This is a genomic window from Agrobacterium sp. SORGH_AS_0745, from assembly GCF_030818995.1.
GTDB classification, from domain to species: Bacteria; Pseudomonadota; Alphaproteobacteria; order Rhizobiales; family Rhizobiaceae; genus Agrobacterium; species Agrobacterium tumefaciens.
In genome coordinates this window covers 1,509,800-1,536,225 of record NZ_JAUTBI010000003.1, presented here as the reverse complement: position 1 = coordinate 1,536,225, position 26,426 = coordinate 1,509,800, and the positions used below count along the sequence as shown (strand labels likewise).

Annotated in this window: 30 protein-coding genes; 12 read left to right on the top strand and 18 right to left on the bottom strand. The window is 58.7% G+C overall.

The features are described from left to right. Window positions 1-393: 393 nt before the first annotated feature. A complete protein-coding gene (tam, locus tag QE432_RS17180) occupies window positions 394-1,164 on the top strand; it encodes a trans-aconitate 2-methyltransferase (protein WP_003511945.1) in 771 nt (256 codons plus the stop codon). A 108-nt stretch (window positions 1,165-1,272) separates the two neighbouring features. On the opposite strand, the gene QE432_RS17175 is transcribed toward tam, so the two are convergent. Both QE432_RS17175 and QE432_RS17170 read right to left on the bottom strand, forming a co-directional pair. Continuing rightward, window positions 1,273-1,641 carry a VOC family protein gene (locus QE432_RS17175; RefSeq protein WP_019564132.1) on the bottom strand — a complete coding sequence of 123 codons (369 nt, stop codon included), beginning with the start codon at window positions 1,639-1,641 and terminating at the stop codon, window positions 1,273-1,275. Window positions 1,642-1,690: 49 nt separating this feature from the next. Next, window positions 1,691-2,401, bottom strand: a complete 711-nt coding sequence (locus QE432_RS17170; protein WP_306625061.1) for a helix-turn-helix transcriptional regulator — start codon at window positions 2,399-2,401, stop codon at window positions 1,691-1,693. A 186-nt stretch (window positions 2,402-2,587) separates the two neighbouring features. On the opposite strand from QE432_RS17170, the gene QE432_RS17165 reads away from it, so the two are divergent. Then, window positions 2,588-3,415 (top strand): aldo/keto reductase, encoded by an 828-nt coding sequence (locus QE432_RS17165; RefSeq protein ID WP_111803556.1) that lies wholly within the window; start codon window positions 2,588-2,590, stop codon window positions 3,413-3,415. A 22-nt stretch (window positions 3,416-3,437) separates the two neighbouring features. On the opposite strand, the gene QE432_RS17160 is transcribed toward QE432_RS17165, so the two are convergent. The 3 genes from QE432_RS17160 to QE432_RS17150 all read right to left on the bottom strand — a co-directional run bounded on the left by QE432_RS17160 (window position 3,438) and on the right by QE432_RS17150 (window position 5,809). Next, window positions 3,438-4,049 (bottom strand): LysE family translocator, encoded by a 612-nt coding sequence (locus QE432_RS17160; RefSeq protein ID WP_111803555.1) that lies wholly within the window; start codon window positions 4,047-4,049, stop codon window positions 3,438-3,440. A gap of 125 nt (window positions 4,050-4,174) precedes the next feature. Then, a complete protein-coding gene (locus QE432_RS17155) occupies window positions 4,175-4,981 on the bottom strand; it encodes an AraC family transcriptional regulator (RefSeq protein WP_113291410.1) in 807 nt (268 codons plus the stop codon). Window positions 4,982-5,050: 69 nt separating this feature from the next. Next, window positions 5,051-5,809, bottom strand: coding sequence for an SDR family oxidoreductase (locus QE432_RS17150; RefSeq protein WP_306625058.1), 759 nt, complete (start codon window positions 5,807-5,809; stop codon window positions 5,051-5,053). Window positions 5,810-5,912: 103 nt separating this feature from the next. Between QE432_RS17150 and QE432_RS17145 the strand changes: the two genes are divergently transcribed. Further along, window positions 5,913-6,344 (top strand): winged helix-turn-helix transcriptional regulator, encoded by a 432-nt coding sequence (locus QE432_RS17145; protein WP_013635666.1) that lies wholly within the window; start codon window positions 5,913-5,915, stop codon window positions 6,342-6,344. A gap of 9 nt (window positions 6,345-6,353) precedes the next feature. On the opposite strand, the gene QE432_RS17140 is transcribed toward QE432_RS17145, so the two are convergent. Further along, window positions 6,354-6,746: a hypothetical protein gene (locus QE432_RS17140; protein ID WP_003511926.1), complete on the bottom strand. Its 393-nt coding sequence runs from the start codon at window positions 6,744-6,746 to the stop codon at window positions 6,354-6,356. Window positions 6,747-7,057: 311 nt separating this feature from the next. Here QE432_RS17140 and QE432_RS17135 point away from each other — a divergent pair, with 311 nt between their 5' ends. Continuing rightward, entirely contained in the window at window positions 7,058-8,620 is a 1,563-nt protein-coding gene (locus tag QE432_RS17135) for a helicase HerA-like C-terminal domain-containing protein (protein WP_111783246.1), read from the top strand. Window positions 8,621-8,680: 60 nt separating this feature from the next. Here the strand turns inward: QE432_RS17135 and QE432_RS17130 are convergent, their stop codons facing one another. Beyond that, the gene (locus QE432_RS17130; protein ID WP_306625055.1) at window positions 8,681-9,031 is read right to left on the bottom strand and encodes an Atu4866 domain-containing protein; all 351 of its coding nucleotides are present in this window, start codon (window positions 9,029-9,031) and stop codon (window positions 8,681-8,683) included. A 14-nt stretch (window positions 9,032-9,045) separates the two neighbouring features. Beyond that, window positions 9,046-9,768 carry an SDR family oxidoreductase gene (locus QE432_RS17125; RefSeq protein ID WP_111783248.1) on the bottom strand — a complete coding sequence of 241 codons (723 nt, stop codon included), beginning with the start codon at window positions 9,766-9,768 and terminating at the stop codon, window positions 9,046-9,048. Between the two features lie 122 nt (window positions 9,769-9,890). Here QE432_RS17125 and QE432_RS17120 point away from each other — a divergent pair, with 122 nt between their 5' ends. Next, window positions 9,891-10,787: a LysR family transcriptional regulator gene (locus tag QE432_RS17120; RefSeq protein ID WP_111783249.1), complete on the top strand. Its 897-nt coding sequence runs from the start codon at window positions 9,891-9,893 to the stop codon at window positions 10,785-10,787. A gap of 46 nt (window positions 10,788-10,833) precedes the next feature. Here the strand turns inward: QE432_RS17120 and QE432_RS17115 are convergent, their stop codons facing one another. The 3 genes from QE432_RS17115 to QE432_RS17105 all read right to left on the bottom strand — a co-directional run bounded on the left by QE432_RS17115 (window position 10,834) and on the right by QE432_RS17105 (window position 12,960). After that, entirely contained in the window at window positions 10,834-11,616 is a 783-nt protein-coding gene (locus QE432_RS17115) for a VOC family protein (protein ID WP_065702682.1), read from the bottom strand. Window positions 11,617-11,716: 100 nt separating this feature from the next. Then, window positions 11,717-12,205, bottom strand: coding sequence for a DUF1579 domain-containing protein (locus QE432_RS17110; RefSeq protein WP_003511919.1), 489 nt, complete (start codon window positions 12,203-12,205; stop codon window positions 11,717-11,719). Window positions 12,206-12,231: 26 nt separating this feature from the next. After that, complete coding sequence (locus QE432_RS17105; protein WP_025592728.1) at window positions 12,232-12,960, bottom strand: DUF899 domain-containing protein; 729 nt, start codon at window positions 12,958-12,960, stop codon at window positions 12,232-12,234. A 150-nt stretch (window positions 12,961-13,110) separates the two neighbouring features. On the opposite strand from QE432_RS17105, the gene QE432_RS17100 reads away from it, so the two are divergent. From QE432_RS17100 to QE432_RS17085, 4 genes are all read left to right on the top strand, one after another. Continuing rightward, entirely contained in the window at window positions 13,111-13,557 is a 447-nt protein-coding gene (locus tag QE432_RS17100; protein ID WP_019564141.1) for a MarR family winged helix-turn-helix transcriptional regulator, read from the top strand. 100 nt (window positions 13,558-13,657) lie between these two features. Then, complete coding sequence (locus tag QE432_RS17095) at window positions 13,658-14,080, top strand: YciI family protein (protein ID WP_038490203.1); 423 nt, start codon at window positions 13,658-13,660, stop codon at window positions 14,078-14,080. Window positions 14,081-14,105: 25 nt separating this feature from the next. After that, window positions 14,106-14,294: a hypothetical protein gene (locus QE432_RS17090; protein ID WP_306625052.1), complete on the top strand. Its 189-nt coding sequence runs from the start codon at window positions 14,106-14,108 to the stop codon at window positions 14,292-14,294. A gap of 158 nt (window positions 14,295-14,452) precedes the next feature. Then, the gene (locus tag QE432_RS17085; RefSeq protein WP_306625050.1) at window positions 14,453-15,967 is read left to right on the top strand and encodes an ABC-F family ATP-binding cassette domain-containing protein; all 1,515 of its coding nucleotides are present in this window, start codon (window positions 14,453-14,455) and stop codon (window positions 15,965-15,967) included. 43 nt (window positions 15,968-16,010) lie between these two features. On the opposite strand, the gene QE432_RS17080 is transcribed toward QE432_RS17085, so the two are convergent. The 3 genes from QE432_RS17080 to QE432_RS17070 all read right to left on the bottom strand — a co-directional run bounded on the left by QE432_RS17080 (window position 16,011) and on the right by QE432_RS17070 (window position 17,634). Beyond that, window positions 16,011-16,772, bottom strand: coding sequence for an RES family NAD+ phosphorylase (locus QE432_RS17080; protein WP_164876627.1), 762 nt, complete (start codon window positions 16,770-16,772; stop codon window positions 16,011-16,013). After that, entirely contained in the window at window positions 16,732-17,115 is a 384-nt protein-coding gene (locus QE432_RS17075) for an MbcA/ParS/Xre antitoxin family protein (protein WP_038490193.1), read from the bottom strand. Before QE432_RS17075 ends, QE432_RS17080 begins: the two co-directional genes overlap by 41 nt. 96 nt (window positions 17,116-17,211) lie before the next feature. Then, complete coding sequence (locus QE432_RS17070) at window positions 17,212-17,634, bottom strand: organic hydroperoxide resistance protein (RefSeq protein WP_003511906.1); 423 nt, start codon at window positions 17,632-17,634, stop codon at window positions 17,212-17,214. Between the two features lie 193 nt (window positions 17,635-17,827). Here QE432_RS17070 and QE432_RS17065 point away from each other — a divergent pair, with 193 nt between their 5' ends. Both QE432_RS17065 and QE432_RS17060 read left to right on the top strand, forming a co-directional pair. Then, entirely contained in the window at window positions 17,828-18,286 is a 459-nt protein-coding gene (locus QE432_RS17065; RefSeq protein ID WP_038490190.1) for a MarR family winged helix-turn-helix transcriptional regulator, read from the top strand. A gap of 78 nt (window positions 18,287-18,364) precedes the next feature. Then, the gene (locus tag QE432_RS17060) at window positions 18,365-19,231 is read left to right on the top strand and encodes a hypothetical protein (RefSeq protein WP_306625046.1); all 867 of its coding nucleotides are present in this window, start codon (window positions 18,365-18,367) and stop codon (window positions 19,229-19,231) included. 46 nt (window positions 19,232-19,277) lie between these two features. Here the strand turns inward: QE432_RS17060 and QE432_RS17055 are convergent, their stop codons facing one another. The 3 genes from QE432_RS17055 to QE432_RS17045 all read right to left on the bottom strand — a co-directional run bounded on the left by QE432_RS17055 (window position 19,278) and on the right by QE432_RS17045 (window position 22,366). Continuing rightward, window positions 19,278-20,306, bottom strand: a complete 1,029-nt coding sequence (locus QE432_RS17055; protein WP_209159378.1) for a calcium-binding protein — start codon at window positions 20,304-20,306, stop codon at window positions 19,278-19,280. A 266-nt stretch (window positions 20,307-20,572) separates the two neighbouring features. Further along, window positions 20,573-21,298 carry a L,D-transpeptidase gene (locus tag QE432_RS17050; RefSeq protein WP_013635657.1) on the bottom strand — a complete coding sequence of 242 codons (726 nt, stop codon included), beginning with the start codon at window positions 21,296-21,298 and terminating at the stop codon, window positions 20,573-20,575. Between the two features lie 159 nt (window positions 21,299-21,457). Then, window positions 21,458-22,366 carry a L,D-transpeptidase gene (locus QE432_RS17045; protein ID WP_019564146.1) on the bottom strand — a complete coding sequence of 303 codons (909 nt, stop codon included), beginning with the start codon at window positions 22,364-22,366 and terminating at the stop codon, window positions 21,458-21,460. A 167-nt stretch (window positions 22,367-22,533) separates the two neighbouring features. Here QE432_RS17045 and QE432_RS17040 point away from each other — a divergent pair, with 167 nt between their 5' ends. Next, complete coding sequence (locus tag QE432_RS17040) at window positions 22,534-25,254, top strand: heavy metal translocating P-type ATPase (protein ID WP_306625041.1); 2,721 nt, start codon at window positions 22,534-22,536, stop codon at window positions 25,252-25,254. 45 nt (window positions 25,255-25,299) lie between these two features. Here QE432_RS17040 and QE432_RS17035 read toward each other — a convergent pair whose 3' ends face one another. Next, window positions 25,300-26,265, bottom strand: coding sequence for an alpha/beta hydrolase family protein (locus QE432_RS17035; protein ID WP_306625039.1), 966 nt, complete (start codon window positions 26,263-26,265; stop codon window positions 25,300-25,302). Between the last annotated feature and the right edge of the window lie 161 nt (window positions 26,266-26,426).

Here is a 26,426-nt window from a genome sequence, read left to right as displayed (position 1 = left end):
GACTGTCTCCTGTCTTGAGCATCTCCGCCTTTCTGCAAAAAGCGAAAGAGCTCCATCTTTTTCGTCCTGCCACATTGCCGCACGCAAAACCGCTTCGCACTTTTGCTGGCAATGCTCTGAAATCGGCGGGAGTGAATGCCTCTGACCGGGTGAGGTCAAGTTTTAATTGCCGCCATGTCTTATTTTGATGGAAAATAACAAATGCATGCCCTGACAAAGACGTTTTGTGAGGCGAAACAAAAGGTTGATGAATAGATCCATCACAATAATTCATGCATTGGATGATGGCGGGGGGATTTCGCCCATGCGATGCTGGCAGTCTGACGGCGCTTGCAACGCCCTTTACCATTCTTGTTCGCCGATCCGAATGCAACACGTCAGCAGGAGAAAATCATGGCATGGTCCGCCCAGCAATATCTGAAATTTGAAGACGAGCGGACACGCCCCGCAAGGGATCTTCTGGCGCAGGTGCCGCTGGAGCGCGTGCTGAACGGTTACGATCTGGGCTGCGGCCCGGGTAATTCCACCGAGCTTTTGACCGATCGTTACGGCGTCAACGTCATCACCGGCATCGACAGCGACGACGACATGCTGGAAAAGGCGGCGGACCGGCTGCCCAACACCCGTTTCGGCAAGGCCGATCTCGGCAACTGGCGGCCCAGCCAGAAGGCGGACCTGCTTTATGCCAATGCGGTGTTCCAATGGGTGCCGGATCATCTTGCCGTTCTTTCGCAGCTGATGGACCAGCTGGAAAGCGGCGGCGTTCTTGCCGTGCAGATGCCTGACAATCTGCAGGAGCCGACACATCGCGCCATGGAGGAAACGGGAGCAGACGGCCCCTGGAAGGACAAGTTTGCGGATGGCAGATTACGCCGCAAACCCCTGCCCGCGCCATCAGCCTATTTCGATGCGCTGACACCGAAATCCGCGCGGGTGGATGTGTGGCACACCATCTACAACCACCCCATGAAGGATGCGGAAAGCATTGTGGAATGGGTGAAGGGTACGGGTCTGCGCCCCTATCTTGCCGCCGCCGGCGAGGAACACCGCGAGGCCTTCCTCAACGACTATACCAGGCGCATCGCAGCCGCCTATCCGCCCATGGCGGACGGCCGGCTGCTGTTGCGTTTTCCGCGCCTGTTCGTGGTGGCGGTGAAGAAGTAGCGTAGTTTTCGCCTCCCCTCATTCCTGTGCCTGTCACAGGGATGAGGAGAGCTTAGAGTACGACATGGCTACGACACTATTTAGCCAATCGGCCTCAACGCATTATCTCTAACCCGCGAAGGCGTAGACCCTCAGACGATGGCCGTCGGGGTCGGCCGCAGTGAATGTGTAGCCGAAGTCCATCGTGCCGGGCTGCTGCAAAATGGCGATGCCCTTTGTCTTCCAGTCGGCGAAGGCTTCATCCACCTGCGCATCACTTTCGACGCGGAAGGCAAGCTCCCCGCCACCGCCCGTTAACGATGCCTTCGGCTCCACCGTATGCCTCGACCAGAGGCCGAGCTTCATGCCGTTTTGAAGCACGAACAGGGAGAATGTCGGAGAGGCTTCGACCGGCTCTGCGCCGAGCAGGGCTTTATAAAATTCCGTGCTGGCCGGCGGGTTGTCGACGTAGAGAATGGTGAAATCGGGGTGGGTCATGGCTGTTCTCCTTGAGTTGCGGATGAACAGGTTCTAGACCCCCGTGCTGTCAGTTTTTGTCAGCATGATTTTGTTGCCGTCGCTGTTTTTCCCGCTCGCGCCAGTCCTTCAGCAGGGAATGGCGGCGGCGGGGATAACGCTTGTACAGAGGGTTGAAGCTCTCGATGCGGTCGGCCCGGAAACTGCGGAAATCCTGCCGCGTCTCGCACCATGCCAGCACCACCCGCACCAGATCGAAAAAAGCGAGCGCGAAGGGCCAGATCACCCGCTCCGTCAATTCACCCTTCTCGTCGCGATAGGTCATCACGACCTTGCTCTCCTTGCGAATAATATCGCGAATGGCGGCGAGATCGACGTGGATGGTTGCCATGGCCTGCCCGGGGCCGACAAGCAGGGTGGAATTATCGAGTTCCTCACGCAGGGCATCGGGCAAAACGGCGGCGATCTTGACGAGTGCGGCGCGGGCGGCCTGCGCCAACCCCTCATCGGCACGGCCCGCGACCCATCGCGACCCGAGCACAAGCGCCTCGATCTCCTGCTGCGAAAACATCAGCGGCGGCAGCAAAAAACCGGGACGCAGCACATAACCCACACCCGCCTCGCCCTCGATGTCAGCACCCTGCGCCTGAAGCGTTGCTATATCGCGGTAAAGCGTGCGCAGGCTGACGCCGGTTTGCGCGGCCAGCGCCATACCGCTGACCGGCATGCGGTGGGCGCGCAGGATCTGCAACAGATCAAGAAGCCGTTGTGAGCGCGACACGCGTGGTTCCTCCACATTCCGATCATGCCATCTACGACGTTTCGCCATCGACTGGTAGCCTCGCGCACAGCGCCTCGCAATGGCGAGACGCTTGAAACCAATGGCGCTGACACCAGTTAATAAAAGACCGCTTCCCCATCCGGCAGTCCTTGCCGGCCATGTTTGCAATAAACAGGAGAGACATGCATGTATGACGTCAACGCGAATGGCGCGAACATTCCCGCCCTCGGTTTCGGCACCTTCCGCATTCCGGAAGAGGATATCAGGCGCATTTTGCCGGAGGCGCTGAAACTTGGTTTCCGCCATGTCGATACGGCGCAGATCTACAAGAATGAAGGTGCGGTTGGCGAAGTGATCGCAAAGTCCGGCATTTCCCGGCACGATATTTTCCTGACCACCAAGGTCTGGGTGGACCGCTACCGCCACGCTGATTTTCTCGCCTCCGTCGATGAAAGCCTGCAAAAGCTGAAGACGGATTATGTCGATCTCCTGCTGCTGCACTGGCCGAAAAGCGATGTGCCGCTGGCGGAAAGGATCGGCGCGCTGAACGACGTGCGCAAGGCCGGAAAGGTGCGCAATATCGGCATTTCCAACTTCAACGTGGCGCTGACGGAAGAGGCGGTCAAACTCTCCGACACGCCGCTTGCCACCAACCAGATCGAATACCATCCCTATCTGGACCAGACGAAGGTGATTGCGGCCGCGCGCAAACACGGGCTTTCGGTCACTGCCTATTATCTGATGGCGGATGGCAAGGTGCCCGATGATTCGGTTCTGAAGGATATTGGTGCAAGGCACGGCAAGACGGCCGCACAGGTGGCGCTGCGCTGGGCGGTGCAGCAGCCGGATGTCGTGGCGCTTTCCAAGACCGCAACCGAAGGCCGCCTCAAGGAGAATTTCGACATTTTCGATTTTGCGCTCTCGGAAGAGGAAATGCAGGCGATCCACGCGCTTGCCAAACCCGATGGCCGCATCGTCAACCCCGGTCACCTTGCACCCGACTGGGACGATTGACTGCGTTGAACCCGGTCCGGTCTCACCGCTGCGTCAACGCCAGTTTCGCCCCGAGCGCCACAAACGCGGCGGCGAAACTGCGTCTCAGCCAGGTGAGCACGGCCGGGCGTGCCACAACCTGCCGCCTGACCGAGGCGGCAAAACAGCCGTAAAGCGCAAAGACCAGAAACGTCATGGCCATGAAGATCAGCCCGAGATCGACCATGCGCCACGTCGGAGAAACCTCCTCCGGCGCGATGAATTGCGGCAGGAAAGCAAAAAAGAAGATAGACAGTTTCGGGTTCAGGAGATTGATGAGGATAGCCTCACCGATGACCCGCCCTGCCCTGCGGTGGTCCTGCTTGTCGTCGATCTTCAGCGAACCATCTTCCCGAAGCGTGTTCCACGCCATGTAGAGCAGGTAGGCGACACCCAGATATTTGATCACGCCGAAGGCAAGGGCGCTCGCGTGCAGAATGGCGGCAAGTCCGGTGATGGCGGCCAGCAGATGCGGCACGATGCCGAGCGTGCAGCCGAAAGCCGCGACGACGCTCGCCTTCGACCCTTGGGACAGGCCGGCGGCCAGCGTGTAAACCACGCCTGTTCCGGGAGAAGCGGCGATGATCAGGGATGTGATGAGGAATTCGGGCGTCATGGTTTCTGCAAGTCCTGTTGAATGGAGGACAGGAGCATGACTGTGTCCGGCGCGGGGGTCTTGGATGAAATTGCAGCGTTGAGGCTTGGAGGCTCGCGTCTGTAGCCCTATTACCCAAACCTGCCCTACGAAACCGCCGCCCTATACGCCGCAGGCGTCACTCCGAACTGCCTTACGAAAAACCTGTTCAAATGGCTCTGGTCGGAGAAACCGGCGAAAAACGCCACCTCGGCGGGCGGTGCGCCTTTGGCCAGTGCACCCCGCGCCAGATGCAGGCGTCGCTGCAAAAGGTAGCTGTGCGGCGTCAGCCCCGTGGTCTTGCTGAAGGATCGCAGGAAGCGGAACTGGCTCATGCCGGCCTCCTGCGCCAGATCGGTTAGGCGCAATGGCCGGGCAGGATCGTCATCGATCCTGCTTTTCGCCCGTCTTATGCTATCGGGCGCTGCCGTCTCGCGTGGTGTTGCCACCGTTTCCATTGCACCCACGAGCAGCATAAGCAGGGTCTCGTCGCAGCGAAGGGTGTCACCCGGGCGATCAGTTGCCGTCACGGCTGAAAAAAGCGCGCGGAACCGGTCCGCCAGAGGCCTTGTATCGACGGGATAGGCGAATTCGAAAAAGCCGTGATCCTTTTCGATGATATCGGCAATGGCGGCCTGCACGATATCAATGTCGAGATAGATCATCCGCCAGGCGCGCCCGCCCTCTCCCAGCGGAATGCCGTCATGAACCTCACCCGGATTGACAGTGATGACATGGCCGGCTTCAGCCTCCACCATGCCGCGCCCGCTCAGCGATTTCTGCGCGCCGCGCTCCACAAGGCCGATGCCGAACTGGTCGTGCATGTGACGTGGAAAAGAGCGGTCGCTATCCGCAACCACGGCAGCAATACCGGGCATGGCGGTTTTCGGCATGAGGAATTGACGGCTGCCCATAAAAAGCTGGCGCTCCCTTTAAAGAGCGCCACGCTATCACAGGCGATGCGTCCGAGACAGGGCCGAGCCTTACGGATGCATGCCGTTGACCATCGAAAACACCTGATCAAAATTGCCGTTCTGCGCGGCGAAACGCAGCCGCTTGCAGCGTTCCACAACCACTTCCTTCTCATCCGGGCGACCGCCGAGAATGTCCATCGCTTCCGAAATGAAGGCCTCGAGCGGCATGGCTCTTTCGTCGCTTGCCTGGCCTTCCCCCATCAGCGTCGTCTGCACATAGGGCGGCACGATTTCGATAACCTCAACCGAGGTTTCTTTCAGCTGTTCGCGAAGTGCGACCGAGTAGGCATGGATGGCCGATTTGGTGGCGCTGTAGGTTGGGGTGACCACCATGGGCACGAAGGCCAAGCCGGAGGATACCGTGAGCACTGTCGCTTCAGGCTGCTTGAGGAAATGCGGCAGCAGCGCCGCCGTCAGGCGAATGGGCGCCAGAAGGTTGGTGGCGATGGTTTCCTCCGCCGTGTCCAGATAGTCCGGGGCCGAGGCGATGTCCTCCGGCCGCATGATGCCGGCATTGTTGATGACGGCGTTGAGCGTCGGATGTGTCTTGATGAGATTGTCGGCGAAAGAGCGGATGCCTTCGGCGTCGGTCGCGTCCATGACCATCGCGGCCATGCCGGGATTGGCGGCCGTTACCTCATCCAGCACATTCTGGCGGCGGCCGGAAATGACGACCTTGTTGCCCAGCCGGTGAAACGCTTCCGCCAGCGCCCGGCCGATGCCGGAGCCGCCACCGGTGATGAGAATGGTGTTGCCTGTCGTTTTCATCGAAAAGTCCTTTGCCTGTTGGATGACGGGAAATTAGCGGCTATACTCTCCATTCGTAAGTAGGCACCCAAAAGAATTATACTTACCCAAAGGAGAGTGTGAGATGAAACGGTATGCCGCCGATCCCATGATCGAGAACAGGCGCAAGTCTCCGCCGCCCACGGAAACCGATCCGGTCATCGAGGCGCTGGTTGAGGATATCATCGCGAAAGTGGCGGACAAATGGACGATGCTGATCCTTGAGGTGCTGGAAGAACATGGCACGCTTCGCTTTACGCAGATCGGCAGGCTGGTCGGCACCATCAGCCAGAAGATGCTGACGAAAACGCTGAGGCAGATGGAAAGCGACGGACTGGTGCGCCGCACCGTGCACCCCGTCATTCCACCGCATGTGGATTATGGCCTCACGTCTCTCGGAGAGACCCTTGGCAGCGCCTTTTGCGGCGTGTGGATATGGGCGGAAACCCACCATGCGGAAATAGAAGAGGCGCGGCGCCGATTCAATGAACAGCCGCCGCGCCCCGCTATCGAATAAAATGTCGCCTTACGCGAACTGGCTGAGGCCCGGAACCGAAGCGATCACCTGATCGACAGTCTCATCGCCCGCGTGCTGGCGAGCAACGGCGATGGTTTCCTTGGCGAGCGTGGTGATTTCGCTCATGCCGATGCCCTGGCTCATCAGTTGCTGGCCGAGACCCATGATGCCGCCGCCGCCGATCGCGCTCATCAATCCGCCCAGCAGACCGCCGCCACCAGCGCCCTCGCCATTATACTGTGCCACGAGATCGCTGGCACCCGGAATGGCTTCGATCATGCGGGCGATCGGACCATCTGCCGCCTCGCGCTGGAGAAAACCCAGAATCATGCCAACAGCCTTTTCGGCCAGCGCAGGGTCTATGCCCGCCTTTGCGGCGATCTGGTCAACGACTTCGTTCATTCTTGCCTCCTGTTGAAAAACGACGCCAACACCGAATAACTGACGTTAACGTCAACGTAAAACAATCTCATGCCGCATTCAAGCGGGCGGCAGGCGGGTGCGGCAACTTTCATGAAGCGGTTTTTCTTCATCGCCATCAAGCAGTTGTTGCGCCTTGAAACTGTCCTTATAAGATCATCACAACCATACTATGAAAAGGCCGCTTTGGCAGTAGCGGCCAGAGGGTGCCGTAAAAGTTCAATTCGGACATGACCATCTTCAAATCGATCGCGATTTAAGGGGCATGCATCAGTCGCAGGAGAAAATGGTCGATGTTGCAGGACGGACAGATCTATATCGGGACCAGCCGCAATCCGGACGACAGCCTGAACAAGGGTGAATATCTGGAGCTGAAATTCGGCAACCGCCACGGCCTGATCACCGGCGCAACGGGCACGGGCAAGACCGTGACCCTGCAGGTTCTTGCCGAAGGTTTCTCGCAAGCCGGCGTTCCCGTTTTCTGCGCCGATATCAAGGGCGACCTTTCCGGCATCGCCGCGCAAGGCGAAACCAAGGACTGGGTGCAGAAACGTGCCGAACAGATCGGTTTCACGGATTTTTCCTATGGCAAATCGCCGGTGATCTTCTGGGATCTCTACGGTGAAAAAGGCCATCGCGTGCGCGCCACCATTGCCGAAATGGGCCCGCTGCTGCTGGCGCGGCTGATGGATGCTTCGGAAGCCCAGGAAGGCGTGCTCAACATCGCCTTCAAGATCGCCGATCAGGGCGGGTTGCCGCTGCTCGATCTCAAAGACCTGCAATCGCTGCTGAACTACATGGGCGACAATGCAAGTGCGCTGTCCAGCCAGTTCGGCCTGATTTCCAAGACCTCCGTCGGTTCGCTGCAACGCGGGCTGCTGGTTCTCGAACAGCAGGGTGCCGCAAACTTCTTCGGCGAGCCGGCGCTGAACATTGCCGACATCATGCGCGTCGGCACGGACGGGCGTGGCACGGTTTCGGTTCTCGCCGCCGACAAGCTGATGATGAACCCGCGCCTTTACGCCACCTTCCTGTTGTGGATGCTCTCGGAGCTCTTCGAGGAACTACCGGAGGTGGGCGACCCGGAAAAGCCGCGTCTGGTGTTCTTTTTCGATGAGGCGCATCTGCTGTTCAACGACGCGCCAAGGGTGCTCGTCGAGCGCGTGGAGCAGGTGGTGCGGCTTATCCGCTCCAAGGGTGTGGGCGTCTACTTCGTGACGCAGAACCCGCTGGACGTGCCGGAAACCGTTCTTGCCCAGCTGGGCAACCGCGTGCAGCATGCGCTTCGCGCCTATACGCCGCGCGAGCAGAAAGCTGTGCGCACCGCAGCCGATACGTTCCGCCAGAACCCCGCCTTCGACACAGCCGACATCATCACCACGCTCGGTACGGGCGAGGCTCTGATTTCGACCCTGCATGACAAGGGCGCGCCCTCCATCGTCGAGCGCACCCTTGTGCGGCCGCCCTCGGGCCGCGTCGGGCCGCTCACCGACGCCGAGCGCAAATTGCTGATGGATACCGGCCCGCTTGCCGGTCAATACGACAGGGACGTGGACCGGGAATCGGCCTTTGAAATCCTCAACGCACGCGCCCAGAAGGCTGCGGAAGCCGAAGCCGCCAAGCGCGCGGAAGAGGAAAATGCCTCCAGCCAGTCCGACAGTGCCTCGGGACGCTGGCGCCTGCCCGGTTTCGGCGACGAGGAACCCACAAAGGCCTCCACCACCGGCGCCCGCAAGACGAGCGGTTATCAGCGCGAAACCGTGATCGAGGCGGCAATGAAAAGCGCCGCCCGCTCGGTTGCCACATCCGTGGGCCGCGCCATCGTTCGCGGCATACTGGGAAGCCTGAAGCGTTAAAACAGATAATCCGCCCGGCCTCGATCAGCCGGACGGATTTTTTCCTGTTAGCGTGACGATTCACGGCTCGCGATAGAAAATCATGCCGCCGTGGTAGAGCACATCGTCGATGAACTCGCCATCGGCGGTAAAGCCGGTATCATCCCAATAGTCGATATGGTTGCCCCTCACCTCATAACGCCCCTGATAGGCGCTTTTGCGTTTGCCGCGCGCCTCGTCGTAGCGGCCATCAGGCAAAAGCTCCTGACGGATATGGCCGTCGCCGGTGACCCACATGCCGATATAGGGGTGGCTTTCGGTCTGGGCCATCTTGTCCATATTCCCTTTCACGGCACGATCCTCCTGATGGTGGCCGGTATCGGCGGCGGCCGTTGCGATTACAAGGGCAAGCGATGTCGAAACAATCTTCATTGTCCCGATCCTCCCTATGCGGCGGTCGGGCGGACGACGATTTCATTGACGTCCACGTCGTCGGGTTGTTCGATGGCATAGCGGACTGCGCGGCCAATGGCGTCCGGCTTCAATGCTATGGCCCGGTAGCTTTGCATCAGCTCCGCAGCGGCCGGATCGGTGATGGTGTGGGCAAGTTCGCTTTCCACCACGCCGGGATGAATGCAGGTAACCCGCAGGTCGCGGTTTTCCTGTCGCAGTCCGTCCGAAATCGCCCGCACCGCAAATTTCGTCGCGCAATAGACGGCAGCCGTGGGCGAAACGGCGAGCGCACCGATGGAGGCGATGTTGACGATGTGGCCGGATGCGCGGGCGGTCATCTCAGGCAGAACGGCGGCGACGCCATAAAGCACGCCCTTGATGTTGACGTCGATCATGCGGTCCCATTCATCGACCTTGAGGGACGACATCAACGATAGCGGCATGATGCCGGCATTGTTGACGATGACGTCGATCCGTCCGAACGCTTCACGTCCCGCCGCAGCAAAAGCCTCGACACTCTGCCTTTCCGTGACGTTAAGGGGATGCACGACAACCTCAGCGCCCGTTTGGCGCAGTTCGTCGGCCAAGGCCTGCAAACGGTCCATACGGCGCGCACCCAGAACCAGTTTCGCGCCTGCAGCGGCAAGTTCTCTGGCGATACCCTCACCTATCCCGCTCGACGCACCTGTTATGAGAATAACTTTGTTCAATGTCATGGCTTTCTCCTTGGCTTTACGGCCCGCTTTTTCGAGAGGAGGCCGTTGCAGGAAAGATAAAGCTTTGCCATTGTCGTGATAATTACCCCAATGATAACCTCCATGGATATATTTGCTAACCAATGAATGTTGATCTCAACGCGCTTTCCACCTTCTGCATGGTTGCCGAGGAACGCAATTTTCGGGCTACTGCGGACAGGCTCGGCGTAACACGGTCAGCCGTCAGCCAGACCATCCGCAGGCTTGAAGAAACGATGGGGATAGCGCTCGTTCAGCGCACAACGCGCAGCGTTAGCCTGACGGAAGCGGGGAAACAGCTTTACGCCGATGTTTCGCCATCCATCGGCAACCTCATGCAAGCGACACAGGCCGCCTCTTCCCTGAGTGGAATGCCTCGGGGGCAATTGCGGCTTGCCGTTTCCTCGATAGCGGAGCGCTTCTTGTCCGGGCCATTACTGGCGCGCTTTGCTGAAATCCATCCGGAAGTGCAACTCGATATTGTCGTGACGGATGAGGAATTCGATATCGTCGCCGAACATTACGATGCCGGCGTGCGTCTGGGGGAGCTGATCGCGCAGGATATGATTGCCGTTCCGGTTTCCGGGCCGCAGCGGCAGCTCGCCGTCTGCTCCCCGCAATATCGAGATCGCGTCACCTTACCGACGCAGCCGCGCGAACTGATCCATCACAGATGTATCGGCTGGCGCCCTCGTCCGGACGTTGCGCCATATCGGTGGGAATTTGCCGAAAACGGCCGGGAGTTCGCGGTCGCGGTGCAGCCGGACTTCACCACCAACGACATGCAGTTGATGATAAAGCTGGCCTGTGCCGGCGCCGGCATCACATTCGGCATGGAAGAGACCTTCCGTCCCTACCTGGAGAGCGGCCAGCTTGTTTCCATGCTGGAGGACCATTCTCCGACTTTTGCGGGATTTTATCTCTATTATCCGAATCGACGTCATCTTGCGCCGAAGCTCCGCGCCTTTATCGATCACGTTCGGCTACCGAGAAACCGGTAATCTGCCGGAGTAACCTCCGGCAGATCGGTATGTCAGCCCAGAAGGGTTACTTCTTCTGCGACAGCAGCGAGAAGAATGCGCCCTGCGGGTCCTGGCAATTGACGATCCAGCTCTCGCCGGGAACCTCCATCGGGCCGTTGACGACCTTGCCGCCACCGGTGCTGACCCGGGTGATGGCGTCATCGATGCCGTCGACGTTGAAATAATAACCCCAATAACAGGTGGGCGCACCCGCCATACATTTCATCATGCCGCCGACGACCTTGCCGTTATGGGCGAAGATGCGATACGGGCCCATTTCTGCGCCCATGTCAAAATCATGGTCCTTGGTCCAGCCGAAGACCTCACCGTAAAAGGCTATGGCGTCGTCGACATTGTTGGTGGCAAGTTCGTACCAGCCGACGTGACCCGGCAGGTTCTGCGTCTCCTGCGGAAAACCGCCGGTTTCCATCGGCAGCGGCGTCATGATGCACAGAACCGCACCGGAAGGATCAGCCACCACGGCGAAACGACCGATCTCCGGGATATCCTGCGGCGGGCGCCTGACCGAACCGCCCTTTTCCGCGAAAAGTTTTGCCGTGGCGTCCACATCGTCAACGCCGACATAACCGGTCCAGTTGGGAGGAATGCCCTGGCTCTTGTGTTCTTCGGTCAGTTCCATGATGCCGCCCATGCCTTTACCATCGGCCTCCAGCACCAGATAGGGCATTTCCGGCGAACCGAAATCCTTGGTCTGCCAGCCGGCGACATGACCATAGAAGCGGGCACCCTGCTCCATGTCAGGCGTCATCAGTTCAACCCATATGAATTTTCCGTGTGTATCGGACATTGAATCTCTCCGGGGTTATGGCGTCATTTTTCTGGCGATCGGCCGCCGCAGGACGCGGCAGCGCATTATTCGGCGCGATCGGGCAAATTCCGGCGGGGCGTCACGCCTTGCGCTGGAACTCCGATGTCATGAAGGTCTTGAAACTGCCATCCGGCTGCCGGACGCTGCCGGAAAAGCTGCGGTTATTGTCGTCGTGCAGCACCAGCACGTCGCGATAGGTATCGATGCGGCCGGAACCGTCAAAGGCCGGTCCTTCCGCTTCGAGTGTCAGGGTCTTGCCGTCGTCTTCCAGCCAGCCCTTGTAGACCCAGAGATTGGTCATCATCGACCCCACCCAGGTGCCGACGAAATGGCCCTTGGCAGGGTCGAAACCCACGGTGATGACAGCCGTCATCTCCGTCCCGTCAGGCATCTTGCCGGTGCCGTGCCCGATGATCCACAGCCCGCCGATGGAGCTGACGGTTTCGGTGAACCGCTGGGCGGGGTCATCGGGATCGTATCCCTCATGCCCGGAACTGGCGGTCATGACCCAGTCGCCGACGATCCTGCCCAGGAACGCGTGTTCCTTCTGCGGCTTGGCATTTTCCATTGTCGTCTCCTCCTCCTCGTCCTATTTCAGTGGCAGCAAGACGCGGCCTTGGGCTCGTCCTCGTACTGGTCGTGCCGGCGCACCCAATCCATTACACCGTCTTCATTACGGCCTTTTGGCACCAGATCGAGCAGCATCAATGTACCGAGCGTCTCTTCCATGCCGCGGGCATAGGCGGAATAGCTATGGTAAATCCTGCCGTCCTCGCCCTTGGCGAAAATGCTGACGCCGTGCAGGTCCTTCAGGTCGCCCATCGGCTCGATCTCACGGTAATTGTAGGTGATCGCCCCGCTCTCGATATCCTCATCACGGAAGGAGGCCTGATAATCATAGTTGAAGTCGCTGCCGTTGGCCGAGACCCAAGGGAATTTCCAGCCCATGCGTTTTTTATAGGCCTCGATCTTTTCGAGCGGTGCGCGCGAGACCGCAACGAAACCCGCATCGCCGTGCTTCAGGTGAACCATCGCACCATCGACATGGTCGGCGAAAAAGGAACAGCCGGTGCAGCCCTCCTCCCAGTCGGGTGCCAGCATGAAGTGGTATACGATGAGCTGGCTGCAATTGCCGAAGAGTTCCTTCAGCGATTTCGGGCCGGACGGCGCGTCGAAAATATAATCTTTCGTCACCTCTTCCCATGGCAATGCGCGGCGCGCCTCGTTCAGCCTGTCGCGCGCGCGGGTCAATTCCTTTTCCTTCACCAGCAGATCGCGGCGGGCCGCAAGCCACTCCTCATTAGAAACGACGGGATGAGACATGATCTTTCCTCCTTGGATCCGTCTTTCACCACGGCACCGCTCCGCCTCCATGGTGGGCGCCGCCTGTGTCTGCATTGAAAGCCAGGAAAACCGTCAGCAAGGCGACAGGTTCCGCTTGACTAATTACGTTGATATCAACATATATAGTCCATGTCAAACACCAGTGTGATTCCTTTTTCGGCAACTCTTTTAGTGCGGGACTCCTGTCTTTGCCTGCATGCGCAACGTGCGGCGCGGGCGCTGGCGCGGCTGTTCGATAACGCATTGAAGCCCGTGGGCATCAACAACGGCCAATTTTCCCTGCTGATGTCGCTCAACCGGCCGGAGCCGCCGCCGATGGGGCCGGTCGCCAATCTTCTGGCGATGGACCGCACGACGCTGACGGCAGCGCTGAAGCCACTGGAGCGGCGTGGGCTGGTCAGTATCGAGCAAGACCCAAAGGACAAGCGCGGCAAGCGGCTGCGGCTTACGGTGGAAGGCATGGCCGTACTCACCGCCGCCTTCCCTATCTGGCAACAGACCCACGCCGAAATCGAGGCCCGCATCGGCAGCGGCGACCCCGACCGGCTGCGCCGCGACCTCATTGATCTCGGCTGACGGGAAAGCGGCGTATTGCCACTTTTACCCGTGAAAATGTCATCTACCCGTCGTGCCGGGCGGCGAAACTAACGAGGAAGACGCAACAAGGGAGGAAACCATGCGTGTTATCGTTTTCGTAAAGGCCACCCGCAGCAGCGAGGATGGCATAATGCCGACCACCGAACTGATGGAAGCCATGGGCAAGTTCAACGAAGAACTGGTCAATGCCGGCATCATGCTTTCCGGTGACGGCCTCCACCCTTCCTCCAAAGGCAAAAGAGTTGTTTTCGATGGTGACAGCCGCAGCGTGATCGACGGCCCCTTCCCGCACACCAACGAGCTGGTTGCCGGCTTCTGGCTCTGGAAGGTGAAGGACATGGATGAGGCCGTGGAGTGGGTGAAGCGTTGCCCCAATCCGATGCTGGAGCGCAGCGAAATCGAAATCCGCCCGATGTTCGAAATGGAGGATTTCGGCGACGCGGTGACACCTGAAATCGCCGAACATGTGGAAAAACTGCGCGAGCGCGTGGCAAAACAGTAAGGGCGCCGCGCTTGAGGGCTGGAGAATGCGGGTCGCCGTATCCTCCGGCACCACCCGCCTCTTCAAAAGCCATTGCCTCGAACCCCTGCCGCTGTTAATTGTAGAACGGTTGAACACGTATCAAGAAAGGAGGCTTCGCATGGATATTTCCTGCTTCTGGCGCAACCGCCAGATCTGCCACCTTTTTGCCCTGCAGACGCGTTTGCAGGGCTGACCGGAACACCAAAACTCTGGTTTGCCCGAAAGGCCGCGCAGAATGCAGCTTGTCTGCCGTTGCGCATGTTTTCACGACGGATCACCTCGACCGATATCCCGTACTGCATTGTCGCAGACCACGGTTCGTCACAGATCCGTTTTGCCAGAGACAATTTCATGACACTTATCACGCTTCGAAACCTCGGAATCATTCTGGGAAAGCCGCTTTTTTCCAATCTTGGCCTCACCGTGAATGCCGGAGACCGCATCGGCATCGTCGCTGCGAATGGCCACGGCAAATCCACCCTGCTGAATTGCCTTGCCGGTGAACTGGACGCTACCAGCGGTGATATCACCCGGCTGCGCGGGCTGACGCAGTCCATCGTCCACCAGCACCTGCCCTCCCCGCTTCTGGAAAAGACGATGCGGGACGCCGTGCTTTCCGCCCTGCCGGCGGATGAGATCGACAATGAGAGCTGGCGCGCAGACATTATTTTTGATGCCATGCTGGTGCCGGAACCCTATCGTCATCGCCATTTGAAAGAGCTGAGCGGTGGCTGGCAGCGACTTGCCATGCTGGCGCGGGCGTGGATCACCGAGCCTGACGTTCTCCTGCTCGATGAGCCGACCAACCATCTCGACCTCGAGAAAATCAACGTGCTGGAAAGCTGGCTCGGTCAATTGCCGCGCGACACGGCGGTCGTCATCGTCAGCCATGACCGCGCCTTTCTCGACAATGTCACGAAGACCACGCTGTTCCTGCGGCCGGAAAATTCGGCACTGTTCCGGCTGCCTTACGGCCATGCGCGTGCGGCACTCGAAGAGGAGGATGCCGCCGATGAGCGGCGTTTCCAGCGCGACATGAAAACCGCGCAGCAATTGCGCCGGCAGGCCGCCAAGCTCAACAATATCGGCATCAATTCGGGCAGCGATCTTCTGACTGTCAAGACCAAGCAATTGCGCCAGCGTGCCGAGAAACTGGAGGAGAATGCGCGCCCAGCACATAGCGAGCGCTCCGCCGGCAAGATCCAGCTCGCCAATCGCGGTACGCACGCCAAGGTTCTGGTCACTCTGGAGGATGTGCCGGTCTCGACGCCGGACGGGACATTGCTGTTTCGCACCGGCCGGCAATTTGTCCACCAGGGCGACCGCGTCGTCATTCTCGGCCGCAACGGCGTCGGCAAGACGCGGCTGATCTCGCTTCTGAAAGCGGCGGTGATGGATGAAGGCCAAATACAGGACGGCATAAAGACAACGCCTTCGCTGGTGGCCGGATACGTCGATCAGTCGCTTGCCGAAATCGACGACGACAGCACGCCATTTGCGCTCATGACCCGCCGATTCGACATTGGCGACCAGCGCATACACGGCCTGCTTGCGGGTGCCGGTATCGACATGGAAATGCAGAAACGTCGGATCGCAACGCTTTCCGGCGGCCAAAAGGCGCGGCTCGCCATGCTGGCGCTGCGGTTGGCGGAACCGAATTTCTACCTGCTGGACGAGCCCACCAACCATCTTGATATAGACGGGCAGGAAGCGCTTGAGGCGGAAATCATCAACCGTTCGGCCAGTTGCGCCTTCGTCTCGCATGACAGGAGTTTCGTGCGGGCGGTCGGAACACGTTTCTGGCTGATCGACAAGCGCAGGCTGGTGGAAGTCGACGATCCCGAAGCGTTTTTCGCGTCGGCATGAGGCCCGTCAAACGGGCTGAGAGTAAAAACAAGCGAAACGCCCGTCAGCCCAACAGGCTGGCGAGGCGTGGATCACCGGAAAAATCCGCGACCGCAAACCCTGTTCTGCGCATCGGAAATTCGCACAGTGCCTGCACCCCGGTCTTCGACAGGCGGATGCGCCAGCTCATCCGTTCCACCGGCATTTTTTCGGCAAAGGCTGTCGGCGACAGGACCGCGATATTGAGGCCACCTGCGGGATCGCGCACCGAGCGGTAGAGGATCGCCTCGATCTTCGCCAGACGCGCCTGCTCGGCCAGCGCCTGGCATGGCTCGTAATTCTGCAGGTCGGTCCACAGCGCCTCGTCCCGGTTCAATTCCGGTTGCGTCAGGTCCAGCGCCGCATCGGTGGCGATACGGGCGGCAAAGGCGGAATAGTCGGCGGGATTGGCAGGCAGCGGTGTGCCGGGAGATTCCGCATAAAACAGCAGCCGGTAGAAGGCCATTTCGGCAAGCGCGGTTTCCACCTTGGCTGCGGCGTAATAAACGCCTTCGGTAAAGCCAGCCCGGCGGAAACGCGAGCCATGGGGATAAGCCGCACCATACCGGAAGGGCGTGGCAAGAAGATAATCGAGCCCGGCGCATTCCGGCGGAAAGGGCCGCTTGCTCGCCTCCAGAATATCTTCCAGCAGCGATTGCTCCTCCACCGTATCCACCAGCTTCATGGTGGAAACCTGATGCTGCGCTTCCACCAGCCGCCAGTATTTTCCCGATGCGGCGCGCTTTTCAGACAGGAGCGCGTCGGGCGTCCAGATAGGAGAGGACATCGATCAATCCGGTAATGGTGGTGAGCCTCTCGGCAGGCACGGCGTTAAGCGCCGTATTGTGATTGCGCAGCCAGTTTTTGGCTACCGCCTCATCGCCGCCGGCGATTGCATCCAGCGAACGGAAAACCCGGATCAGCAGCACCGCAAGCTCGAAAGACTTGGCGCCCGGCTCCAGCAGGAAATCGAGCCGCTTCATGCGCGACACCGTAGGGGCGGAAACACCGAGAATATCCGCGGTGCGGGCCGCGTTAAGGCCCAGCCGCTCGGCAGCGGTCACAACGGCCTTGGTGACGACCCTGCCCTGCGAAGCAGGATCCATGGCGGTCTTCGCGTGAATATTCATGGCATATATCCTTTCCTTAGAAAGAATATAGCACTTTTCTTTCCACAAACAAGAAGGCCGGGGATTAACCCGGCCTTGCTGCTGGAACTTGCTGGATCAGGCCACAGAGACCGGCACTTCCGTGGAGGTGCGCATGGCGTGGCTGTAAGGGCACACGATGTGAGCGGCGGCTACCAGTTCTTCTGCCTTTTCGCGCTCAAGACCGGGAATGTTGACCTTCAGCGACACTTCGATGCCGAAGCCGGTGCCGTCTTCGCGCGGACCGATGCCAACGGTTGCCGTCACAGTCGTGTCTTCAGGAATCTTTACCTTCTGCTTGCCGGCGACAGCCTTCAAGGCGCCGAGGAAGCAGGCGGAATAACCGGCTGCGAAAAGCTGCTCCGGATTGGTGCCGCGGGCGCCATCGCCGCCGAGTTCCTTCGGAACGGTCAGCGTTACGTCGAGCACGCCGTCTTCCGACTTGGCGTTGCCGGCGCGGCCACCGGTGGCGGATGCTTTGGTCGTGTAGAGAATAGGCATGGCATTTACTCCCGTTGGGTTGGTGTTAGGCTTCTTATAATGCGCAATTCAATTGTGCGCAATATAATTTTGCGCATTGAATAAAAAATTGTTTTTTGCGATAATTTCACGAAATTTCGCCGCGCATCCATGTGGCAGGAACCGAAAGGCAGGGCTGATTGTTCCCTTCCCGGTTGATTTTTGGAGCAGAACAATGGGCGCAGAGAGCGACGACACCAATTTGGAAAGCCTGTTGAGGCTGGACCAGCAGATATGCTTTGCCCTTTACGGCGCGGCGCACGCTTTCACCCGCGCCTATAAGCCACTGCTGGACCCGATCGGCCTGACCTATCCGCAATATCTGGTCATGATGGCCCTGTGGGAAAAGGAAACCTCCACCGTGAAGGCACTCGGTGAAATGCTGGGCCTCGATTCGGGCACGCTTTCGCCGTTGCTGAAAAGGCTGGAACATGCCGGGCTGATCACCCGCAAACGCGGAACTGTTGACGAGCGGCAGGTGCTGGTGGCCGTAACGCCCAAGGGCGCCGATCTCAAAAAGGAGGGCGTGAAGATCATGGCGGCAATCGGCGACGCCACGGGCTGCGGGCTGGAGGAACTGGTGCAGCTGCGCGACCAGGTGAATGCGCTTAAAGATGGGCTTGCGAGGAGTTAACCCCTGAAAAACCAGGGGTCATAAAGCATCTGTTAACCACTTCCCGATAAAGTTGCATTTATATTTTATGCAGCTAAAATGACTTATGGCTGCGTTCCAGCCCCAGAAGCCGATGAAGGCATTTTGCGGCAGATTTCAAAAGGCATGGCGATGGCTTTTATCTCTGCAAATTCAACGGCGCTGACCATTCTCAATCAAACTTTTTCAGTGACAAAAATATCGGACAAAGATGCCGCAAGCTCGATACTCGCGATGGTATCCGGAGGCCAGCAAAGAACTTCGCAGGCCATTGAGACGATTTCGACGCTCGCTTCGCAGGCTACCAAAGCAAAGCTGGAAACCGTCGCAAAAAAAGAAACCGTCTCCGCCGCCATTCCGCAGGCGACGATGAGCGCCATGAACGCCGCCGCCACGAATATGATGTCGTCCTATTACGTCAATCCGATTGAGCGCACCGCGGAAAATGCGGAGTTCATCGTAACGAACCTGATCATCCAAGCATCAAGAGCCAGTCCACGCTATGATCCCGAAATCATAGTACCGCCGCGTGAAGAATATAATGCTCAGTATGCTGAATGGGGTGCAAAACGCATCGCGAATGGCGAAGATGAAACTGTTGTTAAAAAGCAGGTCGAGCATTTCACCAGTGATCGCGCCTATGAGGCTCGCGTCGAATTGGCAGCACTCAGAAAAGCAAACAATGGCTATTACTGCGCAGTATCACGCCAAGATATGTATTATAGCGAAAGAGCTTTGAAGGAATTTTTCGGTTCCGCTATGGCTCTTAAACTTGGAGAAAACGGCCAAGTATCCGTGACACCAGGCGTTATATACTATGATAATGGACGGAAAATGATTGAATACAACGAAAACGGTGAGTTGGAAATATTTGATTCAAATGGAAATTTCACAAAGAAATATAAAAAGTCAGAGCTTCAATCCTAATAAATTTAATAAGGCTCCGCCGCTTGTCCCGGCGGAGCCGTTCGCATCATGCATACACGCCAAACTCAAACATAGAACTATTTAAAGAGGCTGATGACACCCCGTTCAAAATAACTTCAACATCGCCCACAGTTATACTTGCGTACCCGGTTGAATTATCGATGATCGTTAAATCGCTGAATTCATCGGCAATGGCGTTATGAAAACGTAGCTTATCAACGCCGATTTGAAAGTCTTCAACCAAACTCGAAGCGCCAATTGTTACGAACTGGAAAGTATCCGCGCCCGCGTCACCCCAGAGAATGTCCCTACCGGAACCGCCATCAAGCAGATCATCGTTATCTCCACCATGTAGCTCATCATTTCCCGCACCGCCGCGCAACTGGTCATTTCCGGTTCCGCCAAAAAGCTTATCGGCGCCGTCTCCACCGCTAAGCTGGTCGCTTCCGGGTCCGCCGTAAAGAGTGTCATCGCCAGCGTCGCCGGACAGATTGTCGTTACCACCCTGACCATCAAGATAGTCATTTCCGGCGCCACCGAACAACCAGTCATTGCCAGCGGCATTCAATTGCGCCGGCCAGGGATTTACCGCGGTCGTATCACCGTACAACGTGTCGTCTCCGGCGTTGCCAAAGAGCAGATCGTCACCGCCGTCGCCTTCGACCCTTTCCCCAAGCTGACTACCGACGAATATATTGCTGTTCTCGCGGCCATAGATCGTCACGCCGGGCGACATGTATGTGACGCTCGAAAAATCTGCCATTCCAGCGAAATAGACTGGTTTTACCGGCCAGGAGGTGGCGCTGTTAAACTCGATACGTTCCACGCTGTCCAAGCCATTGTGGTCGATCATCACGGCAGTCCAGGAGTAATAATACTTGGGAGCGACGTAAATCGTGTCTACACCCGCGCCGCCATAAAATTTTTCCCATCCGTTTCGAACACCACCCAGAGTGCCGGTCTCGCTGCCGCCCAGCTGAAATACGTCGTTTCTCGCCACACCATAGCGATCACCGTAAAAGATTTCGTAGGGGCTAGTACCGACCTGCCAAATATTTGAGAGATAAAGAGTCATGCCATTCACTCCTCGATTAACGACAGAGATATTAGAATGATTGCAATGCAGGAAATTCATTTCGAAAATACTTATGAATACCCAAACCCATTATAGTATAAAATCAACAAAAGTCACGGAATTTCTAAATATACTACAGAATTGATTATTAACATTAAAAATAATGTCGATATATTAGAAATAAATAATGGCCACAACATGCTTCATGTTGCAGCCATTATTCGCCAGTTAATTTAGCGGATGCCTATCAGAGCTTCCAGTCAGACCTACTGCCAAACAACCACACGTGCCTTCTGCGGCACGCGGTCATAGAGGTCGATGACGTCCTGGTTCATCAGGCGTACGCAGCCGGAAGAGACGGCCTTGCCGATGGAGTTCCATTCCGGCGATCCATGGAGGCGGTAAAGCGTGTCCTTGCCGTTCTGGAAGATATAGAGCGCGCGGGCACCGAGCGGGTTTTTCAGGCCCGGTGGCATGCCGCCGTTCTTGGAAGAATATTTGACCAGTTCCGGCTGGCGGGCGACCATTTCGTCCGGCGGGGTCCATTTCGGCCATTTCTGGCGCCACTGGATGACGCCTTCGCCGGACCAGGCGAAACCATCACGGCCGATGCCGACGCCGTAACGCATGGCGCTGCCGCCCTGCTCCACGACATAGAGGAAACGCGAGCGCGTATCCACGACGACGGTGCCGGGGCGTTCGCCGGTCGGATCGACGACGCGCTGACGATAATAACGCCGGTCAATCTTCTGGTAGGGAACCGCGGGAATGACGTAACCGCCATCCTCGACCGAACCGTACATGACGGCCAGTTCCGCATCGCTAACGCCCGACGAGAACATCTGGCGGAAATCGCTGCCGATGCTGCTCGCCTGCTGGCGAATGGCTTCACCCGTGCCGGAAGAAGCGCAGCCCGCCAGCAACGAAGCGGAGGAAATACCCAGAAGGGAAAGGAAAGTGCGTCTGGAAAGATCTGTGTCGGTGCTTGTCATAAGGCCGGATTGTCCCACATTTCGAACGGCTATATCGCCGTTGTACATCGTTTGTTCCACGTACACAGGCGTATTGCGAAAATAGTTAACCGACCGCTAAAAGCCAGTCAGAAGGCGCTGGGGGAACCCCACGATGCAGCGCTTTCTTTTAGAAAGTGGTCAGATAACCACAATCTGTGCGCCCTTCGGTACGCGCTCGTAGAGGTCGATCACATCCTGATTGAGCATGCGCACGCAGCCGGACGAAGTTGCCTTGCCGACGGACTGCCAGTCGGGCGTTCCGTGCACGCGGTAAAGCGTGTCCTTGCCGTCCTTGAAAATATAAAGGGCACGCGCGCCGAGCGGGTTGTTGAGACCCGGCGTCATGCCGCCATTGGCGGCGGAAATGGAGGTGAGTTCCGGCTGGCGCCTGACCATTTCGTCGGGCGGCGTCCAGCGCGGCCATTTCGCCTTCCACTGGATCTTGCCGCGACCCGACCAGGCGTAACCGTCGCGCCCGAGGCCAACGCCATACCGGATAGCCTTGCCGCCCGGCTGCACCAGATAGAGAAAATGCTGCTTTGTATCCACGACGATTGTACCCGGCGCTTCCGCCGTCTGGTAACTCACCTCCTGCCGGAGATAACGCGGATCGATGCGACCATAGGGAATGGCCGGCAGGGACCGGTCGTCATCGCGGATCGGGCCATACATGACCCGGTGCAGCGGATTGGAGACCGGAAGGCCATAGGCCATCGCCTGACCCTGCGCCTGCGGCACATTCAATCCCTGCACCTGCGGCGCGCTCAGGCCCTGCCCGCGCACCGGCGGACCGTATTCCTGATGGAAGCGGGTTCTGAACAGATCCGGCGGGCGCGTGGAAAGCTGACCCGGCTGTGGTGGCAGTTCCGGCTGGCGATTAGAGCTTACGGAATTGAAATTGAACACCGGCGCCGTTTCCTGAACGAAGACGTCCGGGTTCATCCGGCTCGTATCCGTCACGAAAAGGCAGCCGCTCAGGAAAGGCAGCAGCGCAATAACCGCCAGCGAGGCCGCCCGGCGGCAGTTTTTCAATAGGAGTGCTGTCATCTGAACCGCTTCATGAAACCAAGTTTGAAGGCATGATGCATTGCGCGGCTGGCGCGAGGCTGGTGTGTGCCTTTCAAAAAAAATCGGAAAAGCGCATTTTTGCCCTTGAACCTCTAGTTGCTAGAGGTGCCAGATTGGCTGTCGAGTGGAATTCAGGAGCTAGAACCATGAATATTTCGACACGCGGCAGTTTGAACGGGGAATCAGGAGACCTGACCTTCACGGTCGGCGGCATGGATTGCGGCAGCTGTGCGGCGAAGATCGAAACGGCGCTCTCCCGCCTGCCCGGCGTTGCCGACGTCAAGGTCTCCGTTGCGCGCGAAAGGCTGAACCTTTCGCTGGCGGAAGACAAAACGTCGGTCGCAAAAATCGAGGATACGCTGCGCAAACTTGGCTTCAAGCCCGCTTTGTTGCCGCAGGACAAGGCTCCGCGCGAAAAGATTGCGGCGGAACATTACGATCATGGGCATGATCATGACCATTCATCGTGCGGTGGTCATCACCATGCGGAAGCACCACCGAGCATTGAGCAGAACAATGCCCTGGCCTTCTCTGTCGGCGGCATGGATTGCGGCAGCTGCGCGGCCAAGATTGAAACCGCGCTCTCGCGTCTGCCCGGTGTTGCCGACGTCAAGGTATCCGTTGCGCGCGAAAGGCTGAACCTTTCTCTGGCAAACAACAAAACCCCGGTCGACAAGATCGAGGACACGCTGCGCAAGCTCGGCTTCAAGCCTGCCTTGCTGCCGCAGGAAAAAACCGCACTCGGCAAGGTCGAAGAACATAATCATGATCATGCGCACGACCATGACCATGGATCATGCGGCGGTCATCACGGCCATGATCACGATCACAAACATGATCATTCAGGCCACGACCATTCGGGCCATAACAACGCCGACCACGACCACTCAAGCTGCGGCGGCCACCATCATGACGATGCGAAGCACGCGCATAGCCACGGGAGCGTTGAAACCGTCGCGCAGAGCGCCGACATAGGCCACGCCCATGGCGGGGATGAAAAAGGCGTGTGGTGGCGCACGGCCAAGGCACGTAACACCTTCACCGGCACCATTCTCGTGGCCGTTGCCTATGCTGCGGAGCTTGGCTTCCCGGCATGGGGCAGTTACGCCTTCATCGTCGCAACGCTGGTCACGCTGTTTCCCATTGCGCGCAACGCCTTCAACGCCGCGCGTTTTGGGGCGATCTTCACCATCGAGATGCTGATGACGATTGCCGCCATCGGCGCCATCATCATTGGCGAGGCGGAAGAAGCGGCGATCGTCGTGCTGTTGTTCTCCGTTGGCGAGTTGCTGGAAGGCTTTGCCGCCGCACGTGCCCGCTCGGGCATAAAGGCTCTCGGTTCCCTGCTGCCAAAAACGGCACTGGTGGAAGAAAACGGTACGCTCCGGCAGGTGGCCGCCGATAAGGTTCGCATCGGACATCTGGTCGTGGCGCGTCCGGGCGACCGCATTGCTGCCGATGGCGTGGTGATGGAAGGCGAATCCAGCGTCGACGAATCGCCGATGACCGGCGAGAGCATTCCGGTCGCCAAGGAAAAAGGCGCACGCGTCTTTGCGGGTTCGATCAACCATGATGGTTCGCTGCGCATTCGGGTCGACCGCGCGCCGGAAGACAACACCATTGCCCGCATCATCACGCTCGTTGAAGAAGCACAGGACGCCCGCGCCCCGACCGAGCGCTTTATCCAGAACTTCTCGCGTTACTACATGCCGCTGATCGTCGCGATTTCCGCACTTACCATCGTCGTGCCGCCGCTTGTGGGCCTTGGCGACTGGGACACCTGGATTTATCGCGGTCTCGCCCTGCTGCTGATCGGTTGCCCCTGCGCACTCGTCATTTCCGTTCCGGCTGCCATCGCCTCCAGCCTTTCGGCTGCGGCACGGCACGGTATGCTGGTGAAGGGCGGTGCGGTTATCGAGATGCTGGCACGCACCGAAACCGTGGCCTTCGACAAGACCGGCACGCTGACGCTCGGCGAACCTGTCGTGACGGATGTGGTGGCTCTTGACGGCAACGAGGCCGGGCTGATCGCGCAAGCCGCAACCATCGAGAACGAGTCCAGCCATCCGCTTGCCAGAGCCATCGTCAACCATGCCAACAGAGCAGGCGTAACTCCCCTGCCCGGCTCGGAGATCAAGGCGATTTCCGGTCGTGGCATGCAGGGCACCGTCGGCGGCAAGCGCCTGTTTATCGGCGCGCCGCGTTTTGCAACCGAAGTCGGGACCGTATCGACGGAACTTGCAGAGCGCATTTCCGCACTGGAAAGCGAAGGCAAGACCGTGGCCGTCGTCATGGCCGAGGGTGCGGCAAGCGGTCTCTTCGCCATGCGCGACGAACCGCGCAAGGATGCGGCAGAAGGCATCAAGGCATTGAAGGAGATGGGTATTTCCTCGCTTATGCTGTCTGGCGACAATGCCCGCACGGCAAAGGCAATCGGCAACAAGCTGGGACTTGAAGCGCGCGGCGAGCTCCTGCCGCAGAACAAGGTCGAGGAAATCCGCAAGCTTGCCCAGAAGAAAACCGTGGTGATGGTGGGCGACGGCATCAACGATGCGCCCGCCCTCGCGGCTGCAAGCGTCGGTGTCGCCATCGGCTCAGGCACGGATGTGGCGATGGAAGCGGCGGATGCAGCGCTGATGCGCAACAATGTCGGCGATGCTGCCCGCCTGATCGGCCTATCGCGCGCCACCATGCGCAATATCCACCAGAACGTAACGATCGCGCTCGGCCTGAAGGCGGTATTCCTGGTAACAACGGTTACCGGCCTCTCCGGCCTGTGGCTCGCTGTCTTCGCCGACACCGGCGCTACGGTTCTCGTCACCGCCAATGCCATGCGGCTGCTCGGCTACTTCAAGAAGAGCGCCTGACTTTACGAGAGGGCCGAAAGCTGCAAAGCGGTTTTCGGCCCTTTTTTATGCAAATTCGTTGAAAAAGCGGATGCTTTCCGTCACGGCGCCCGGCACCACGCCATTGTGTGTGCCGGGCAGCAGTTTTTTGTCGACCTTGAATCCCGAATACACGGCGCGGTCGACGAAAAGCTGGTGATCGGCGTCGAACGGGCGCTCCTCCGTGCCGCGCAGCAACAGCGCCGGGCATTTGAGGCTGGGGCCGAAACAGACCGAAGAGCGCATGATGAATTCCCGCTCGTCGGTTTCGTCGAAACAGAGTTCGTCCGAGTAGCGGTTGAAGTAACGCCATGAATTGACGCCCGCCGAAATCGGCGCGGCAGCACGGTATTTGCGGCTCATGGCGGCCAAAAGCGTCAGCGTGCCGCCATTGGAATGCCCGGCAATGAAGAAGCGTTTCCTGTCGATACCGGGCAGGCTTTCCAGATAGGTCGCCGCCGCCAGCGCATCCGCTGTTTCGTCGTAGAAACCGGAATAATTGCCGTTCTGGCCGTTTTCGCCCCGGAAGGACGGCAAAAGCACCACGAAACCCGCCTCCCAATAGGGCTTCATCATCGCCCAATGGCCGTCACCGGTGGCGTTGCCGCCGTGCAGGAAAAGCACCGCGGGTTTGAGTACCGTCGAGGGCTGATAATGGGAAAGCCAGGCCACAAGCTCGATGGAACCATCCGGCCCGCCACGATAGGTGACCCGTTCCGCGCCCGGCGGTGTGCCGAGCGGCGATGATTTTTCCGGAGCGGACATTTTGCGCAGCAAATGGGTATGGAACCGTTTGCGCGCCTCGCCGTAATCCTGCTTTTCCAGCGGCAGCACTTCGGGCGTGGGAATGCCCGCTTTCGCACCCGCGGGCAGAAGTGCCGCTGCTGACAGGCCCATGGCACCCACAAGCAGATTGCGCCGCGTCAGGCTCCTTAAGGTCGCGCCGCTTTCTTCCTGTCCGAATGCTGAGGAGAGAAAGCGTTTATCTGGCATATGCGCACCTGAGTGATCAAAACATTAGAAGCAGTTCAGCACTGCGGCGAGAGGCTGTCCAATCACGGATTCGCGAATGACAACAATGTATTCGCAGCCATCATGGCATTTTCTGGACAAAACATTCCCTTACTCCTGGGCTTGTTACAGGAATCCAGTCG